The 14,243-nt window shown below is 43.6% G+C and carries 13 protein-coding genes and 3 tRNA genes; 15 read left to right on the plus strand and 1 reads right to left on the minus strand.

Annotation, left to right across the window (positions count from 1 at the left end; all coding sequences use genetic code 11):
• The first annotated feature begins 68 nt into the window (after positions 1–68).
• The 4 genes from gatB (at position 69) to BANH1_RS02740 (ending at position 3,478) form a co-directional block, all read left to right on the plus strand.
• Positions 69–1,568 carry an Asp-tRNA(Asn)/Glu-tRNA(Gln) amidotransferase subunit GatB gene (gatB, locus tag BANH1_RS02725; RefSeq protein WP_015397904.1) on the plus strand — a complete coding sequence of 500 codons (1,500 nt, stop codon included), beginning with the start codon at positions 69–71 and terminating at the stop codon, positions 1,566–1,568.
• 197 nt (positions 1,569–1,765) lie between these two features.
• Positions 1,766–2,164, plus strand: a complete 399-nt coding sequence (locus BANH1_RS02730; protein ID WP_015397905.1) for an NADH:ubiquinone oxidoreductase subunit NDUFA12 — start codon at positions 1,766–1,768, stop codon at positions 2,162–2,164.
• Between the two features lie 85 nt (positions 2,165–2,249).
• On the plus strand, positions 2,250–2,672 hold the full coding sequence (locus BANH1_RS02735; protein ID WP_015397906.1) for a DUF2155 domain-containing protein: 423 nt from the start codon (positions 2,250–2,252) through the stop codon (positions 2,670–2,672).
• A gap of 65 nt (positions 2,673–2,737) precedes the next feature.
• Positions 2,738–3,478, plus strand: coding sequence for a rhomboid family intramembrane serine protease (locus BANH1_RS02740; protein ID WP_015397907.1), 741 nt, complete (start codon positions 2,738–2,740; stop codon positions 3,476–3,478).
• Here BANH1_RS02740 and BANH1_RS02745 read toward each other — a convergent pair.
• The gene (locus tag BANH1_RS02745) at positions 3,468–4,307 is read right to left on the minus strand and encodes a TrmH family RNA methyltransferase (protein WP_015397908.1); all 840 of its coding nucleotides are present in this window, start codon (positions 4,305–4,307) and stop codon (positions 3,468–3,470) included. The two genes, BANH1_RS02740 and BANH1_RS02745, sit on opposite strands and share 11 nt — an antisense overlap.
• 205 nt (positions 4,308–4,512) lie before the next feature.
• Between BANH1_RS02745 and BANH1_RS02750 the strand changes: the two genes are divergently transcribed.
• The 11 genes from BANH1_RS02750 to rpoB all read left to right on the plus strand — a co-directional run bounded on the left by BANH1_RS02750 (position 4,513) and on the right by rpoB (position 14,221).
• Positions 4,513–4,596 (plus strand) — tRNA-Tyr (locus tag BANH1_RS02750).
• A 32-nt stretch (positions 4,597–4,628) separates the two neighbouring features.
• A tRNA-Gly gene (locus tag BANH1_RS02755) sits at positions 4,629–4,702 on the plus strand.
• Between the two features lie 171 nt (positions 4,703–4,873).
• Positions 4,874–6,049 carry an elongation factor Tu gene (gene tuf / locus BANH1_RS02760; RefSeq protein WP_015397909.1) on the plus strand — a complete coding sequence of 392 codons (1,176 nt, stop codon included), beginning with the start codon at positions 4,874–4,876 and terminating at the stop codon, positions 6,047–6,049.
• A gap of 44 nt (positions 6,050–6,093) precedes the next feature.
• Positions 6,094–6,169 (plus strand) — tRNA-Trp (locus BANH1_RS02765).
• A 214-nt stretch (positions 6,170–6,383) separates the two neighbouring features.
• The gene (gene secE, locus BANH1_RS02770) at positions 6,384–6,596 is read left to right on the plus strand and encodes a preprotein translocase subunit SecE (protein WP_015397910.1); all 213 of its coding nucleotides are present in this window, start codon (positions 6,384–6,386) and stop codon (positions 6,594–6,596) included.
• A gap of 20 nt (positions 6,597–6,616) precedes the next feature.
• Positions 6,617–7,147 carry a transcription termination/antitermination protein NusG gene (gene nusG / locus BANH1_RS02775; protein ID WP_015397911.1) on the plus strand — a complete coding sequence of 177 codons (531 nt, stop codon included), beginning with the start codon at positions 6,617–6,619 and terminating at the stop codon, positions 7,145–7,147.
• A gap of 153 nt (positions 7,148–7,300) precedes the next feature.
• Complete coding sequence (rplK, locus tag BANH1_RS02780) at positions 7,301–7,729, plus strand: 50S ribosomal protein L11 (protein WP_015397912.1); 429 nt, start codon at positions 7,301–7,303, stop codon at positions 7,727–7,729.
• A 4-nt stretch (positions 7,730–7,733) separates the two neighbouring features.
• Positions 7,734–8,432, plus strand: a complete 699-nt coding sequence (gene rplA, locus BANH1_RS02785) for a 50S ribosomal protein L1 (RefSeq protein ID WP_015397913.1) — start codon at positions 7,734–7,736, stop codon at positions 8,430–8,432.
• Positions 8,433–8,800: 368 nt separating this feature from the next.
• Positions 8,801–9,319, plus strand: a complete 519-nt coding sequence (rplJ, locus tag BANH1_RS02790; protein ID WP_015397914.1) for a 50S ribosomal protein L10 — start codon at positions 8,801–8,803, stop codon at positions 9,317–9,319.
• A 101-nt stretch (positions 9,320–9,420) separates the two neighbouring features.
• Complete coding sequence (rplL, locus tag BANH1_RS02795) at positions 9,421–9,792, plus strand: 50S ribosomal protein L7/L12 (RefSeq protein WP_015397915.1); 372 nt, start codon at positions 9,421–9,423, stop codon at positions 9,790–9,792.
• A 280-nt stretch (positions 9,793–10,072) separates the two neighbouring features.
• Positions 10,073–14,221 carry a DNA-directed RNA polymerase subunit beta gene (gene rpoB, locus BANH1_RS02800; RefSeq protein ID WP_015397916.1) on the plus strand — a complete coding sequence of 1,383 codons (4,149 nt, stop codon included), beginning with the start codon at positions 10,073–10,075 and terminating at the stop codon, positions 14,219–14,221.
• The last annotated feature ends 22 nt before the right edge of the window (positions 14,222–14,243 follow it).

The raw sequence follows: 14,243 nt of genomic DNA on the forward strand, positions 1-14,243 counted from the left end.
GCTTGCACTTATGGCTATTTTAGATTAGCCAGTGAGTGCGTTTTCGAAATATTGATGGTGGGTTGGCAATGGAAATCACCGATACTCGTGCTCCTGATCCTAGACGTTTTATTTCTGGAACTACAGGCGATTGGGAAGTTGTTATTGGCATGGAAGTTCATGCGCAAATTATATCAGATTCAAAACTTTTTTCAGGTGCGTCAACCAAGTTTGGTGCCGAACCGAACGATCATGTGTCACTTATTGACGCAGCTATGCCTGGTATGTTGCCTGTTATTAATCGCGAATGTGTTCGCCAGGCTATTCGAACTGGTTTAGGATTAAAGGCGAAAATTAATCTAAGATCTGTCTTTGATCGTAAAAATTATTTTTATCCAGATTTACCACAAGGGTATCAAATTTCACAATTTCGATATCCGATTGTAGGTGAAGGAAAGGTTGCTATATCAGTAGGGCCAGACTTTAATGGCCAATTTGAGGACGTTGAAATTGGGATTGAGAGGTTGCATCTCGAGCAAGATGCGGGGAAATCTATGCACGATCAGCACCCAACAATGTCTTTCGTGGATCTTAATCGTTCTGGTGTAGCTCTTATGGAAATTGTTTCTAAGCCAGATATACGCTCATCAGACGAAGCTAAAGCTTATATGACAAAATTGCGTACGATTGTTCGTTATTTAGGAACCTGCGACGGCAATATGGATGAAGGCTCTATGCGCGCAGACGTAAATATATCGGTTCGCCGTCCTGGAGAGGCTTTTGGGACCCGTTGCGAGGTCAAAAACGTTAACTCCATTCGCTTTATTGGTCAAGCGGTTGAATATGAAGCGCGCCGTCAGATCGCAATTTTAGAAGATGGCGGTGTGATAAATAAAGAAACCCGGCTTTTTGATTCTGCTAAAGGTGAAACGCGATCTATGCGTTCAAAGGAGGAAGCATACGACTATCGCTATTTCCCCGATCCTGATCTTTTGCCATTGGAGCTTGATCAGGCATTTGTGGATTCTTTAATCTCAGAATTGCCAGAATTGCCTGACAGTATAAAAGCCCGTTTTATTAATGAAATGGGATTGGCTGCGTATGATGCTTCTGTTCTTGTAACGGAAAGAGCGGTTGCCGGCTATTTTGAAGAAGTAGCACGTGGGCGCGATGAAAAAATAGCCGCTAATTGGGTAATCAACGATCTTTTGGGTGCTTTAAATAAAGATAATCGTGAAATCGAGGATATAGCAGTTACACCAGGTCAATTAGGAGCGATTATTGATCTTATCAAAGAAGGGACCATTTCAGGGAAAATTGCCAAAGATTTGTTTGAGATTGTTTGGAATGAAGGGGGGGATCCTCGTCAAATTGTGGAAAAGCGCAATATGAAGCAGGTGACTGACACAGGGATTATTGAAAAGGCTGTTGATTCGGTTATTGCAGATAATCCTGATAAAGTCGCTCGAGCGAAAGAAAAACCCGCTTTAGTTGGTTGGTTCGTCGGGCAGGTTATGAAAGCAACAGGGGGTAAGGCGAACCCTCAAACTGTCAATGAATTGATTAAGAAAAAACTTAGCATAGATTAACATCATAGGGCGGAAAAAAGACTGCAAGTACGATATTTATTATATTGGGGCGAATTAGGAGTCCTTCGCGTGTTGTGTAGATGAGATCAAAACTGGGTTTATCGATAAATTTCTTGCCTTTGATAGCGTTGGGTATCATAATCAAATTTGGTTTCAGCGGTTGGTCTCTTAGGTGTGCCAAAGAAGTGAAGTAAAAAATGGCCGGTTTTTTTAAGCAAATTTTTACGTGGTGGAATGGTAATACTGTCGGTGTGCGCTTTTTCACGTGGCGCAAGGGTAGACGTGTAGGAGAAGACCAGTTTGGTAATGTTTATTATGAGGGCGGTTACCATAAGGATGGTTATCCGCGTCGCTGGGTAATTTATAAAGGTTATTCAGAGGCTTCTACTATCCCGCCGGGTTGGCATGGTTGGATTCATCACCGTTATGATACACCCCCTCCAGAAGAGGGTTATCGGCCTTACAAGTGGGAGAAGCCCCATATCGCAAATATGACAGGAACAAGCGGGGCTTATCGGCCGAAGGGAGCTATTGCCTACGATGGTGAGCGTTCCGGTGTGCATGAAGATTATGATGCGTGGTCGCCTGAAAAATAAACTGTTTCTATGGGCATATACATTTTGCCCTTTATTTTTTACGGTGCGTGTTTAAAGTTTCTTTTTAGGTATATCGGTTTATATCATGAATTTTGTTTTACTGTCGGGGTTGGGGCGTTTTTTTTGCGTCTGTTTACTAGGGGCTATGACGGCCTTATCTTCGGTTTGCGGCGTTCAGGCTCAGCGTGTTAGCAACGGTATTGTTGTTTTTTCAGGTCTTGATAAAATTACTGGGCGGATCACTCGTTTTGAAGTTTATATTGGCGAAGTTTATCAATATGGTGCTTTTCAGGTGACACCTCGGGCGTGTTACACAGGCTCTGAGGATGAGCCTGCCCGCGCCAGTGTTTTTGTTGAAGTTAATGAGATAACGCTTGGGGAGGAAGCACGGCGTATTTTTACAGGGTGGATGTTCGCAGATAGCCCTGGTTTGAATGCAGTAGAGCACCCTATTTATGATGTGTGGTTGAAGGGTTGCAAGCGAGGCCCTCATAACCCCCAGCCGTAATGATTTTTGGGTAGACCGTCCAGTGCATTTAATTTTGTTGTAAATAGTGCGAGATTTTATGAACAATGAAAGATATGAATTCTCGACATAACGGCGCTTTATCGTCGTTGCCACAGTCTAAGGAACCTCTGTTAAATGCTCCGCCTGTCGTAGTCATTTTAATAATGTTCTGTTTCATTATTTATTTTATCCCGTGGTATTTTTTTTCGAGTCAGCTATACGCTAAAAGCTTTGTGTTTTTTTCATTTATCCCGGCGTTTTTTAAAGATGATCCCTCAGCATTTTTTTACACCGCTGTTAGCTATTCGTTTGTGCATGGTAGTTTTGGACACATCGCTATTAATATGGTTTGGCTTTTGGCTTTTGGGTCTCCTTTAGCGAAGCGTTTTGGCACTTTACTTTTTTTATTTTTTTGGGTGTTTACGGCGGTTATTTCTGCGCTGACTTATTTTGCGTTTCATCAAGATAGTTTGATGCCACTTGTCGGGGCATCGGGGGCGATTTCGGGAATGATGGGCGCTGTCGCACGTTATGATTTTTCTCATGGTTATTTTAGTTTCGATAAACAGAGTGGAGGGGGAGTGGGCTCTTTACAACCTATCAGAAAAGCGCTCTGTTCGAGGACTGTGCCTGTTTATATCAGTGCGTGGCTTATCGTTAATTTTATCACAGCCACGCTCCCGCCTCTATTCGGAGAAGAGGGGGCTTTAATAGCATGGGAGGCCCATGTTGGCGGGTTTATTTCGGGTTTTTTATTGATCGGCTTTTTTGATACTTTATTGCGTAAATTGAAAATCATAATCTAAGATATTTATGAGTCGCGTAGAGCGCAATTGTCGCAGCATTCGAGACATTTAGTGATTTAATATCTCCAGGTATATCAAGGTGCACTAATGCATGGACTGTTTTTCGTGTTTTTTGTCGCAAACCTCTACCTTCTGCCCCTAAAATAAGAGCGATTTTTTCACCTGTTAACGTTTTTTCTAAAGATAATTGGGCTTCTGAATCTAGTCCAAAGCTCGTAAAACCCACCTCAGAGAGTTCTTGGAGTGCTTCAGAAAGATTTTGGACGATAATATAATCAATAAGTTCTAGGGCTCCGGAAGCGGCTTTAGCAAGTACTCCGCTTTCTCGTGGTGAATGGCGATTAGTCGCTATTAATGCTCCGGCTTTAAATGCAATTGCAGAGCGCATAATGGCTCCGACATTGTGTGGATCAGTAATTTGATCCATTATAACAACAAGATTTGTATTTGTAAGTTCAGATAGACGGCGTGGTTTGAGAGGTTCTGTTTCTAGAACGATACCCTGGTGAACTGCGCCGCTTCCAACGAGAATATCAAGCTGTTTAGGTGAGCATTGTTTTACAGGGCAAGGTAAATCTGATTCGACTATATTTAATCGTTTCAAGGCGTTTGGTGTGATATAGAGGGCCTTCAAAATTCTGTTGGGGTTTTTTAAAGCCGCATTAACAGAATGAATACCGTAAAGGTGGAAAGTTCCTTGTATCGACGGGGTTTTCCCTTTTTGTATGCGTTGTGAAGGCAAAGAAGCAGAGCCTTTTTTATCGTAATATCGACGACAAAGGTGTGTGTGACGTGTGTAATGAGAATTTTTAGATGTTTTTTCTTTCATGATTTTCTTATAGCGTGTTTATAGAAAATGTAGACAAAAAATATTGAATCTGAATTTATCAGCAGGAAATTTGTACAAGATTGTATTTATTTTGTTGACAGATACGATACTAATCGTCATAACCGCCTCGCGGTCGGCTTCGGTTTATTAGATAGTCGGAGGTGGCTGTAGTGATGCCTCACAGCATGACTCTACAAGGTGTAATGGAGGGGTGCCCGAGTGGTTAAAGGGGGCGGACTGTAAATCCGTTGCGTATGCTACGTTGGTTCGAATCCAACCCCCTCCACCATTCGCCGGATGTGGAGAGTAAATGTGCGATAGGCGGGTATAGCTCAATGGTAGAGCAGCAGCCTTCCAAGCTGAATATGCGGGTTCGATTCCCGCTACCCGCTCCAGACGATCTGAATAATAAGGGAAGTGAGCATAGTCAGGGCGTTCTTCCGTCATAAATTGAGTGGGTGTATCCGATTAATGATTGTGGTAACCGGACTGATGTATTAGGCCGGTTGGGTTTAGTTCTTCATGCCTGTTTTATGGGCGTTAACAAAAATAAGAGATTAATGGCTATGGCAAAGAGCAAATTTGAACGCACGAAGCCGCACGTTAATATAGGTACGATTGGTCACGTTGACCACGGTAAGACCTCATTGACAGCGGCAATTACGAAATATTTTGGCGAATTTAAAGCGTATGATCAAATTGATGCAGCACCTGAGGAACGTGCTCGCGGGATTACTATTTCTACGGCGCATGTTGAGTATGAAACAGAGAAACGTCATTACGCACACGTTGATTGTCCTGGGCACGCAGATTATGTTAAAAATATGATCACAGGAGCCGCGCAGATGGATGGTGCCATTTTGGTTGTTTCGGCTTCTGATGGTCCAATGCCTCAAACACGGGAGCATATTCTTTTGGCGCGTCAGGTTGGGGTTCCGGCGATTGTCGTGTTCTTGAATAAAGTTGATCAAGTTGACGACGCTGAGCTTTTGGAGTTAGTTGAGCTTGAGGTTCGGGAGCTTCTTTCGAAGTATGATTTTCCTGGCGATGAAATTCCTATTGTTAAGGGGTCCGCTTTGGCTGCTCTTGAGGATACAAATAAAGCCATTGGTGAAGACGCGGTCCGTCTTTTGATGAGTGAGGTTGATAATTATATACCAACACCTGAGCGTCCGGTTGATCAGCCATTTTTGATGCCGATAGAGGATGTTTTTTCAATTTCGGGCCGTGGGACAGTTGTTACAGGTCGAGTCGAGCGTGGGCTTATTAAAGTTGGTGAAGAAATAGAGATCATCGGCATACGCCCAACTTCTAAAACGACGGTTACAGGGGTTGAGATGTTCCGCAAGCTTCTGGATCAAGGGCAGGCAGGTGATAATATTGGCGCATTGCTTCGTGGTGTTGATCGTGAAGGGATTGAACGTGGTCAGGTTTTGGCGAAGCCCGGTTCTGTTACACCGCACACTAAGTTTAAAGCTGAAGCATATATTTTGACGAAGGATGAAGGGGGTCGTCATACTCCGTTTTTCACTAATTATCGCCCGCAATTTTATTTCCGTACTACGGATGTGACGGGGATTGTTACTCTTCCTGAAGGTACAGAGATGGTTATGCCAGGTGATAATGTTGCAATGGATGTTTCTTTGATCGTTCCGATTGCGATGGAAGAAAAGCTCCGCTTTGCAATCCGTGAAGGCGGTCGCACCGTCGGAGCAGGAATCGTTTCTAAGATCATTGAGTAGAGGAAATAATTAAGATATATCTCTTCAGGAGATTTTCAAAAGTTAGGGGTATAGCTCAGTTGGTAGAGCGGCGGTCTCCAAAACCGCAGGTCGCGGGTTCAAGCCCTGCTGCCCCTGCCAGGGAGTTGTTGTTTTTGTTTGCGTATTTAATTAAGGAGGTAGATTTAAACTACCTTCTCCGCTTTTTTTTGTATAGGGCTTGTTTTTTTGTATGTGAATCGGTATTGAATAAAAATGAGGAAATTGCGCAGGGTTTGTGGTAAGTCCTTCGCGTTTTTCGTTGTCCGTTTTGTGTGCGATTTATAGTGAGTCTGGAAAGAATATAGTGTGACCGATGGCGTCTAAAACCAATCCGATTACTTTTTTGAAACAGGTTCATGCGGAAGCGGCCAAGGTAAAGTGGCCTACTCGTCGTGAAACGGTGGTCTCCACCGTTATGGTGCTGGTTGTGACGGCGTTTGCTTCGGCCTTCTTTTTTGTTGCAGATCAGATTGTAAATTTTTGTGTGTGGCAGGGTATTGATCTCCTAAGATATCTTTTTGGTTGATGGTGCAAGGAAGTGTGACTGTGGCTGCTCGGTGGTATATTGTTCAGGCGTATTCGAATTTCGAAAAAAAGGTGGCGGAGGCCATCGATAAGGAAGCGAAGCAAAAAGGGCTTGACCATTTATTTGAAAAAATTTTTGTTCCGACGGAGCGCGTTGTTGAAGTTCGTCGGGGCCGCAGGGTTGATTCCGAGCGTAAATTTTTTCCTGGTTATGTGCTTATCTGTGCTGAGTTAACGGATGAGGTCTACCATCTTATTAAAAATACTCCTAAAGTGACAGGTTTTTTAGGTTCGGATTCACGACCTGTCCCTATTTCTGACCGTGAAGCAGAGCAAATTCTTAAGCAGGTTCAAGAGGGCGTTGATTCTCCAAAATCTTCTGTGTCGTTTGAAGTTGGCGAGCAGGTCCGTGTGGCTGACGGTCCTTTTGTTTCATTTAATGGTGTTGTTCAGGAAGTTGAAGAAGAGCGCTCTCGTCTTAAGGTTGAGGTATTGATTTTTGGGCGTCCTACGCCCGTTGATTTGGAATTTGGTCAAGTTGAAAAACTTTGATCGGAGTCGGAGGCGGTTTTTGATCGCTTTTGGTAAAAAGTGGGAGGTGATTTAATGGTTTTTGCCGGCCTAATGATCCAGACCACGCAGCTGCAGCGCGTATTTGGCACGGCGAATTATCGGCGTGTTGGTATAAATTAAAGGCAGGTTCTTATGGCAAAAAAAAGTATAGGTCAGTTAAAGTTACAGGTTCCGGCAGGGGCGGCTACTCCTTCTCCTCCGATTGGCCCCGCTCTCGGTCAGCGTGGTATTAATATCATGGAGTTCTGCAAAGCGTTTAATGCGGCTACGCAGGAAATGGAAAAAGGTGCTCCGATTCCAGTTATCATTACTTATTATCAAGATAAGTCTTTTACATTTTCTTTGAAGACGCCTCCTGCTTCATTTTTCTTAAAAAAAGAAGCAAATTTAAAGTCTGGCTCAAAGGAGCCGGGCAAAATGTCTGCGGGGACCATTTCTCGCGATAAAATCTATTCAATTGCGCAAGTGAAGATGAAGGATCTTAATGCGAATGATGTTGAAGCGGCGGCGCGTATGATCGAAGGTTCTGCTCGCTCTATGGGTTTAGAAGTTGTGGGCTGATGTTATGGCAAAAGTAGTAAAAAGAATAAAAAAAATCCGAGAAGGTGTTGATTTTGATGAGCTTTATGCCTTAATGAATGCCGTTTTAATGGTTAAAGAGCGTGCAATTGCTAAATTTGATGAGACAATAGAGGTTTCGATGAATTTAGGTGTTGATCCTCGTCATGCGGATCAAATGGTTCGCGGTGTTGCTTATTTACCGAATGGATCAGGGCGGAATGTTCGTGTCGCCGTTTTTGCGCGCGCTAACAAAGCTGAAGAAGCTAAGGCTGCGGGTGCAGATATTGTTGGTGCGGAAGATTTATTTGAGAGCATTAATGGTGGAGTAATTAATTTTGACCGTTGTATTGCAACACCAGATATGATGCCGCTTGTTGGTCGTCTGGGTAAAATTCTTGGTCCACGAAGCTTAATGCCTAATCCGAAGGTTGGTACTGTAACATCTGATATTGCCGGTGCTGTTAAAGCTTCTAAAGGGGGTGCCGTTGAGTTCCGTGTTGAGAAAGCTGGTATCGTGCACGCTGGTATCGGTAAGGCTTCTTTTGATGTTGAGAAGATAGTAGAAAATATAAAAGCTTTTGCTGATGCGGTTATTAAAGCTAAGCCACAAGGAGCAAAAGGCGAGTATATCAGGCGCGTTGCGGTTTCTTCGACTATGGGTGTTGGGATTAAAGTTGACCCTACGACAGTTCGCTCAGAGTAGTGAGGGGGAAGGCTTGTTGTTTTTTTTGTGGGATACGTAATTATTGAAAGTGTATTCGGGGTGTTGGTTTTTTTCAGCACTTGTTCATCTGAGCTTTATTAAGCTCAGGTCATACCGGAAGAAATTCCGGAATGTCCTGTCCGAGATTGTGGGTGGTACTTTGGGTATCTTAATTAGAAAAAAGCCTGCATGAGACTGGGGTGAGAGCTTTGGAGTTATTAGACTTAAAAGGTTTGAGCCAGGGTTACCTTTGATCGTTTATGCGTGAAAAAGGGGGCAGGATCCTCGTCGGTAGCATGAGATATTTTCATGCCATCAAAGGTAATCAACAGGTTTGTTTTAGCAAGTCTGTTAAGTGGAGAGAGACAGTGAATAGAGCAGAAAAACGTGAATTCGTCACGTGGCTTAATAAAGCTTTTCAAGAGTCTGGTTCTGTTGTTGTTGCACATTATTCCGGTTTGACAGTTTCGCAGATGAACGATCTTCGTTCGAGGATGGGTGAAGTTGGCGGCGCTGTTAAAGTTGCTAAAAATCGCCTTGCCAAAATCGCTCTTCAGGGCACAGAAGCTGAGTTTATGACGGATCTGTTTACTGGGCAGACGCTTATTGCTTATTCAAAAGACCCAATTACGGCGCCAAAAGTTTCTGTTGATTTCGCAAAAATCAACGACAAATTGGTCATCCTTGGTGGTGCGATGGGCGCAACGAGTTTGAATGTTGATGCTGTGAAGTTTTTAGCTTCATTGCCTTCATTAAATGAGTTGCGCGCGAAGCTTTTAGGCACAATTTCTACTCCTGCGACTCGCATCGCCCAAGTCATCACCGCGCCTGCTAGCCAGGTTGCTCGTGTTGTCGGTGCGTATGCTCAGGAAGGGAAAGCGGCTTGAAGCCGTTTCGTATTCGCGTATACAGAGAAATTTTGGTAATTATCTGTTTTTTGGATAAATTTAAATAATGATGCAAACCTTTTAATTGAAGGAATTTTAAAATGGCTGATCTAGCAAAGATCGTAGAAGACCTTTCTAATCTTACTGTTTTGGAAGCAGCAGAGCTTTCAAAATTGCTTGAAGAAAAATGGGGCGTTTCGGCTGCTGCTCCTGTAGCGGTTGCAGCTGTTGGCGGTGCAGCTGCGCCAGCTGCTGAAGAAAAGACTGAATTTGACGTCATTCTCGTTGATAGCGGCGCTCAAAAAATCAACGTCATTAAAGAAGTTCGTGCTCTCACAGGTCTTGGTCTTAAAGAAGCGAAAGACTTAGTTGAAGGAGCACCTAAGCCTCTTAAAGAGGGGGTTTCTAAGGATGAAGCAGAAAAAATTAAAGCTCAGCTTGAAGCAGCTGGCGCTAAAGTCGAACTTAAGTAGGTTTAATTTAATCGGTGGGCGTTCACGTTCACCGATTTTATCTCTCCAAAGAAGAGCTTTGTCGATAAAGCTCTTTCTTTAACGGTTCGATAGCCATAGGCGATTTGATCCGTGAGTATTCTAACAGCAGAAATTAATGAGTGGGTGATTTGTTGTTAGATATGTGGGGTAAGTAACGCTCATTATAGGGCGTTAAGTAAACTGGTCTGCATGCGCAGATTAATGACATAAAACTTTCAAGGTTTAGTGTGCCTTGGATAGTAAAGATCAAGGAACGACGATGGCTCAGACCCTAACGATGATGTCTCAATTCAATGGTCGTAAGCGCGTACGCAAGTTTTTTGGAAAAATCCCCGAAGTAGCGGAGATGCCAAATCTTATCGAGGTTCAGAAAGCTTCATACGATCAATTCCTTATGGTTAATGAGCCCGAAGGTGGGCGTCCGGACGAAGGCTTACAGGCTGTTTTTAAATTGGTGTTTCCTATCTCGGATTTCGCCGGAACAGCCATGCTCGAATTTGTTCGTTACGAATTTGATTCGCCAAAATTTGATGTTGAAGAATGCCGTCAGCGTGATTTGACTTACGCGGCGCCATTAAAAGTGATATTGCGTCTGATTGTATTTGATATTGATGAGGATACTGGTTCAAAAGATATCAAAGATATCAAAGAGCAAGGCGTTTATATGGGCGATATGCCTTTAATGACGAGTAATGGTACTTTTATCGTCAATGGTACAGAGCGCGTTATAGTTTCACAAATGCACCGCTCTCCAGGTGTCTTTTTTGATCACGATAAAGGAAAATCTCACTCATCAGGGAAGTTTCTTTTCGCAGCTCGCGTAATTCCTTATCGTGGTTCTTGGCTTGATATTGAGTTTGATGCGAAAGATATTGTTTATGCTCGTATTGATCGGCGGCGCAAAATTCCAGTTACCAGCCTTTTGATGGCGTTGGGTATGGATGCATCGGATATTTTATCAACATTTTACAACAAGATTACTTATGAGCGGACCGATAATGGATGGCGTATCCCTTATTCTATCGACCGTTTTAAAGGGGTAAAATTGGTTTCTGACCTTATAGACGCAGATACGGGCGAGGTAGTTTTTGAAGCCGGTAAAAAGCTGACAGTTCGTGCTGCAAAACTTTTGGCAGAAAAAGGTTTGAAAGCAATTAGAGTCAGTGAAGATGATTTATTAGGTTCTTACCTCGCTGAAGATGTTGTTAATTATCAAACAGGTGAGATTTATCTTGAAGCTGGTGACGAACTTGACGAAAAAGCGTTAAAGATTTTGTTTGAAGTTAGTGCAGATCAAATTAATATTCTTGATATTGATCACATGAATATTGGTGCGTACATACGCAATACCTTAAAAACAGACAAAAATGAAAGCCGACAGGACGCACTCTTTGATATTTATCGGGTGATGCGTCCAGGTGAGCCTCCGACGATGGATACGGCGGAAGCCATGTTTCATTCATTGTTTTTTGATTCTGAGCGTTATGATCTTTCAGCTGTCGGACGTGTTAAGATGAATTTACGTATGGGGCTTGATTGTCCAGATACGGTTCGTGTCTTACGTCAAGAAGATATTCTTGCTGTCGTTAAGATGCTGGTTGAATTGCGCGATGGTCGTGGAGAGATTGATGATATCGACAATCTCGGTAATCGCCGTGTCCGGTCGGTCGGGGAATTGATGGAAAATCAATATCGAATTGGTCTGCTTCGTATGGAGCGTGCGATAAAAGAACGCATGTCATCAGTCGAAATTGACACTGTTATGCCCCAAGATTTAATTAACGCGAAGCCGGCTGCCGCGGCAGTTCGTGAATTTTTTGGGTCTTCGCAATTGTCGCAATTTATGGATCAGACTAATCCTTTGTCGGAGATTACTCATAAGCGCCGTCTTTCCGCTCTTGGTCCAGGTGGTTTAACTCGTGAACGTGCAGGTTTTGAGGTGCGCGATGTGCATCCTACGCATTACGGTCGTATTTGCCCAATCGAAACGCCGGAGGGTCCGAATATTGGTCTGATTAATTCTTTAGCCACATTTGCGCGGGTTAATAAATATGGTTTTATTGAAAGCCCCTATCGCAAAATTGTCGATGGTAAAGTGACGACGGAAGTTATTTATCTTTCTGCTATGGAAGAATCTAAGCATTATGTGGCTCAGGCTAATTCTTCGTTAGATGTAGAAGGGCGTTTTACGGAAGAATTTGTAGTTTGTCGGCATGCAGGTGAAGTTTTGATGGCTCCACGTGATCATGTAGATTTGATGGATGTTTCGCCAAAGCAGTTGGTTTCTGTGGCTGCCGCTCTTATTCCATTTTTGGAAAATGATGACGCGAACCGCGCTTTGATGGGGTCAAATATGCAGCGTCAGGCAGTTCCGCTTGTACGCGCTGAGGCGCCGTTTGTTGGTACAGGTATGGAGTCGATAGTTGCTCGTGATTCGGGAGCTGCTATCGGTGCAAAACGTAGTGGCATTGTTGATCAAGTCGACGCTACACGTATTGTTATTCGTGCGACAGAGGATTTAGATCCATCAAAATCTGGTGTGGATATTTATCGTTTACAAAAGTTTCAACGTTCCAATCAGTCCACTTGTATTAATCAGCGTCCTCTCGTGCGTGTTGGTGATCGGATAGAAAAAGGTGATATCATTGCTGATGGTCCGTCAACTGACCTTGGTGATTTAGCTCTTGGCAGGAATGTTTTGGTGGCGTTTATGCCCTGGAATGGTTATAATTACGAAGACTCTATTTTGCTTTCTGAGCGTATTGTTGCAGATGATGTATTTACTTCAATTCATATAGAAGAATTTGAAGTTGCTGCGCGTGATACAAAGCTTGGGCCAGAAGAGATCACCCGTGATATTCCTAATGTTGCAGAAGAGGCATTAAGGAATCTCGATGAAGCTGGTATTGTCTATATCGGTGCCGAAGTTCAACCAGGGGATATTTTGGTTGGCAAAATAACACCGAAGGGCGAAAGTCCTATGACGCCGGAAGAAAAGCTTTTGCGTGCGATTTTTGGTGAAAAAGCTTCAGATGTTCGTGATACTTCTATGAGGATGCCTCCCGGGACTTTCGGGACGGTTGTAGAAGTTCGTGTTTTTAACCGCCACGGTGTGGAAAAAGATGAGCGCGCAATGGCGATTGAGCGTGAAGAAATTGAACGTTTGGCTAAAGACCGCGATGACGAGCAGTCGATTCTTGACCGAAATGTTTATGCGCGCCTCGCGGATATGCTGAAGGGCAAATTTGCTGTAAAAGGTCCGAAAGGGTTCTTAAAGGGCAAGAATCTTGATAGTACAGTAATGGGGCATTACCCACGGTCGCAGTGGTGGCAGTTTTTCGTTGAGGACGAGAAGCTTCAAAATGAAATTGAGGCTTTACGTAGGCAATATGATGATTCTAAAGAGGCTTTGCAGCGTCGCTTTATGGATAAGGTTGAGAAGGTCCAAAGAGGCGACGAGTTACCACCTGGTGTCATGAAGATGGTAAAAGTTTTTGTGGCTGTGAAGCGTAAGATTCAACCTGGTGATAAAATGGCGGGGCGTCACGGTAATAAGGGCGTCGTATCGCGTATTCTTCCAGTTGAAGATATGCCGTTCCTTGAAGACGGAACACACGCCGACATTGTGCTGAATCCGTTGGGTGTGCCTAGCCGTATGAATGTTGGTCAGATTCTTGAAACACACCTTGGTTGGGCGTGTGCGAATATGGGCAAAAAGATAGGCGATTTAGTGAATTTTTATCAAGAAACTGGGGATATACTTCCTTTGCGTCAGCGTATCGAAAATCTTATTCCTGACAATGATCGCAATGAGCCAGTGCGCCAATATGATAATGAGAGCCTTTTTAAATTAGCGCTTCAAATGAGGAAGGGTGTTTCTGTCGCAACGCCTGTTTTTGATGGAGCTCACGAAGCCGATATTAACATGATGTTGGAAGACGCAGATTTGGATAGTTCAGGGCAAGTCGTACTTTATGATGGTCGTACCGGAGAGCCTTTTGATCGCCCAGTAACAGTGGGTTATATTTATATGCTTAAATTGCACCACCTTGTTGATGACAAGATACATGCCCGTTCGATAGGGCCTTATTCGCTTGTTACGCAGCAACCATTAGGTGGTAAAGCGCAATTCGGCGGCCAGCGTTTTGGCGAGATGGAGGTTTGGGCGCTTGAAGCTTACGGTGCTGCGTACACTTTACAGGAGATGTTAACGGTTAAATCAGACGATGTAGCTGGTCGAACGAAAGTTTATGAGGCAATTGTGCGTGGTGATGATACGTTTGAAGCAGGAATACCCGAAAGCTTTAATGTTTTGGTGAAAGAAATGCGTTCGCTTGGCCTTAATGTAGAGCTTGATGATGTACGTGAATTTATTGCAAAACAGGCACCATCTGATATAGCGGAATGATAAATCAGAGGGGCGCACTTGA

The sequence above is a fragment of the Bartonella australis AUST/NH1 genome, assembly GCF_000341355.1.
GTDB lineage: Bacteria > Pseudomonadota > Alphaproteobacteria > Rhizobiales > Rhizobiaceae > Bartonella > Bartonella australis.

Bases quoted from the DNA above. Each gene is read 5' to 3' on its own strand.
- gatB (WP_015397904.1), top strand. From the start codon at position 69: ATGGAAATCACCGATACTCGTGCTCCTGATCCTAGACGTTTTATTTCT.
- BANH1_RS02730 (WP_015397905.1), top strand. From the start codon at position 1,766: ATGGCCGGTTTTTTTAAGCAAATTTTTACGTGGTGGAATGGTAATACT.
- BANH1_RS02735 (WP_015397906.1), top strand. From the start codon at position 2,250: ATGAATTTTGTTTTACTGTCGGGGTTGGGGCGTTTTTTTTGCGTCTGT.
- BANH1_RS02740 (WP_015397907.1), top strand. From the start codon at position 2,738: ATGAAAGATATGAATTCTCGACATAACGGCGCTTTATCGTCGTTGCCA.
- BANH1_RS02745 (WP_015397908.1), bottom strand. From the start codon at position 4,307: ATGAAAGAAAAAACATCTAAAAATTCTCATTACACACGTCACACACAC.
- tuf (WP_015397909.1), top strand. From the start codon at position 4,874: ATGGCAAAGAGCAAATTTGAACGCACGAAGCCGCACGTTAATATAGGT.
- secE (WP_015397910.1), top strand. From the start codon at position 6,384: ATGGCGTCTAAAACCAATCCGATTACTTTTTTGAAACAGGTTCATGCG.
- rplK (WP_015397912.1), top strand. From the start codon at position 7,301: ATGGCAAAAAAAAGTATAGGTCAGTTAAAGTTACAGGTTCCGGCAGGG.
- rplA (WP_015397913.1), top strand. From the start codon at position 7,734: ATGGCAAAAGTAGTAAAAAGAATAAAAAAAATCCGAGAAGGTGTTGAT.
- rplL (WP_015397915.1), top strand. From the start codon at position 9,421: ATGGCTGATCTAGCAAAGATCGTAGAAGACCTTTCTAATCTTACTGTT.
- rpoB (WP_015397916.1), top strand. From the start codon at position 10,073: ATGGCTCAGACCCTAACGATGATGTCTCAATTCAATGGTCGTAAGCGC.